Below are 2,789 nucleotides of genomic sequence, written 5' to 3'. Positions count from 1 at the left end.
CGGTTTCAGTCGTGACGGGAGCGGTTTCAGTCGTGACGGGAGCGGTCTTAGTCGTGACGGGAGCGGTTTCAGTCGTGACGGGAGCGGTTTCAGTCGTGACGGGAGCGGTCTTAGTCGTAACGGGAGCGGTCTTAGTCGTGCCTTCTTACATTACTGATTAGATACCGAAAAATTACCGATATACCTGAAAAATTTATGAGACAAAATTGCGAGTTCTGCTGAACCGAAACGCGGTTTAATTGAGGCAAGCTAGCTATAGCAGCATCTTATAGGAGTAATTTTATGTCCCGTCAAAAACGTACATCCCGCATTCTAGAAAAAGCTCAGTTAAGATCGGCTGGACTGAAATCGATTGTTCCAAGCATCAAATTTGATGAAAATTATAATCTGGAAAAACTTATTGAGTCAATCGATCTGTTACGTAACAAACTTGATGTTTATAATACTGCTCTGTCTGTAGTTGACTCTTCTAAAACTGAAATTGAAGAGATGGAAAAAAACTTGAGTCAGCTTTCTGAAAAGATGCTGATGGTGGTTGCGATCAAGTACGGCAAAGACAGCCGTGAGTATGAAATGGCGGGTGGTGTTCGTAATAGCGATCGCATCCGCAAAATCAGATCGAGTCGCTTGAAAAATGTTACAGAACAAGCATCAGATGAAAATACTAAAACTGCATAAAAGGGCTTAAAAACTTCCAAATAAAAAAATACTCATCTACTTTTTGTGGGGTGGGCATCTTGCCCGCCTTTGGCTATGGGCGGACAAGATGCCCACCCCACAATATTAAATAATTTATATTGTTCAAAATCCCTAACAAGTTGCTTGAGCAACTTCTCTGGCAAATTGGGCGTTAGCACGCTAGCGAAATCAGCACATAATACTACAATAGCTAGCGTCCATCAAAAGCCACCTATGCCGCAAACTGCTGTCGAATTCCGCGATGTCACCTTTAGCCGTAACCATCTCCCATTGGTGTCAAATCTCAATTTCACCATCCGTCAAGGAGAAGCACTGGTATTACTTGGGCGCAGTGGTAGCGGCAAAACTACGACAATGAAGTTAATTAATCGCCTATTTACACCTACACAAGGCGAAGTTTTATTTGATGGCATTCCCACAACTGAATGGGATGAAATTAAACTACGGCGGAAAATTGGTTACGTCATTCAAGAAATTGGTTTATTTCCCCATTTTACTGTTGAACGCAATGTGGGTTTAGTTCCTTCTTTGGAAGGTTGGCAACCGAAACAAATTAAAATGCGAGTTTATGAATTGTTGCAATTGGTAGGCTTAGAACCAGCACAATTTGCCGGACGTTACCCGCACCAACTTTCAGGAGGACAAAGGCAAAGAGTCGGTGTAGCCAGGGCTTTAGCAGCCGATCCGCCTGTGTTGTTGATGGATGAACCCTTCGGCGCACTCGATCCAATTACACGGCTAGAACTGCAACAAGAGTTTCGGCTTATGCAGCAAGAATTAGGAAAAACAGTTGTGTTTGTCACCCACGATATTCAAGAAGCCTTGGTTTTGGCATCGAGAATTGGTTTAATGTCTGGCGGAGAATTGGTAGTATTGGGGACGAAAGATGAATTTATGCGATCGCAACATCCAGAAAGCCTTGCCTTCCTGCAATGTCTGCGTTCCCTGCAAGATACTTTATGAAAAATTTCTTCTTGGTTAAGTATGCCCCAGAAATTCTTCAGCATACTCTCGAACATCTATTTTTAGTAGGCATTGCGATCGCAATTGCCATACTTCTAGGCATTCCATTAGGTATTTTAATTACACGGAAAACTTATCTCCGCCAACCAATTCTCGGTATAGCGAATATTCTGCAAACTATTCCTAGTTTGGCGCTGTTTGGCTTACTCATTCCTGTGCCGATAATTGGCGGAATTGGGGCAGTACCAGCAATTGTTGCCCTGACTGTATATTCTTTGCTGCCGATCATTCGTAACACTTACACAGGTATTACTAGTGTAGATCCAGCGATTCGGGAAGCTGGAAGAGGCATGGGGATGACAGATAGACAATTATTATTACAAGTTGAGATTCCTTTGGCAATGGGAGTAATTTTGGCAGGTGTGCGAGTCGCAACGGTAATTGCTATTGGCATTGCAACTATTGCCGCAGCGATTGGGGCTGGTGGTTTGGGAGTATTTATTTTTCGCGGTATATCGGTAGTGAACGATCAGTTAATTTTAGCTGGTGCAGTTCCGGCGGCGGTAATTGCATTACTGGCTGACTTTGCAATTGGCTGGATGGAGAATAAATTAAAAATTAAAAGTTAATGAAAAGATTTTTCACGCTTTGCTTTTTAACTTTGGCTTTGCTATTGGTAATTACTAGTTGTACGCCAAATTCCAATAGTAATAACGGTGGTAATATTATTGTTGCTTCCAAAGATTTTACTGAACAAGATATTTTAGGTGAACTGTTAGCACAACAAATAGAGGCAACGACTAATTTAAAAGTAGATCGTCGTCCCCGTCTAGGTGGTTCTTTTGTTTGTCATAGTGCGATTACTGCTGGCAAAATCGACGCATATATTGAGTATACAGGTACATCTTTTACTGCAATTTTAAAGCAAAAAGCAGTTAACGATCCTAAAGAAGTTTATGAGAAGTTAAAACAAGCTTATGCCCAGCAATTCCATTTAGAGGTGATGCCAAGCTTGGGCTTTGAAAATACTTTTGCGATGATTGTTCGGGGTGAAGATGCTAGACGCTACAATATTCAAACTCTCTCTCAAGCTACTCAATATACACCGCAGTGGCGCGGCGGTTTTG

At 42.1% G+C, this 2,789-nt stretch carries 4 protein-coding genes; all 4 read left to right on the top strand.

Annotation, left to right across the window (positions count from 1 at the left end; all coding sequences use genetic code 11):
• Window positions 1–282 precede the first annotated feature (282 nt).
• Window positions 283–678, top strand: coding sequence for a hypothetical protein (locus HWQ37_RS00150; protein WP_292742522.1), 396 nt, complete (start codon window positions 283–285; stop codon window positions 676–678).
• Window positions 679–912: 234 nt separating this feature from the next.
• Entirely contained in the window at window positions 913–1,662 is a 750-nt protein-coding gene (locus tag HWQ37_RS00145; RefSeq protein WP_292742521.1) for an ATP-binding cassette domain-containing protein, read from the top strand.
• Entirely contained in the window at window positions 1,659–2,291 is a 633-nt protein-coding gene (locus tag HWQ37_RS00140) for an ABC transporter permease (RefSeq protein ID WP_292742520.1), read from the top strand. The genes HWQ37_RS00145 and HWQ37_RS00140 overlap by 4 nt, the downstream gene beginning before the upstream one ends.
• On the top strand, window positions 2,291–2,789 hold a 499-nt coding region (locus HWQ37_RS00135), incomplete at its 3' end, for a glycine betaine ABC transporter substrate-binding protein (RefSeq protein WP_292742519.1). The genes HWQ37_RS00140 and HWQ37_RS00135, both read left to right, overlap by 1 nt.

Source organism: Nostoc sp. NMS4 (genome assembly GCF_017115095.1).
Lineage (GTDB): Bacteria > Cyanobacteriota > Cyanobacteriia > Cyanobacteriales > Nostocaceae > Nostoc.
This window is presented reverse-complemented; position numbering and strand designations above follow the sequence as displayed.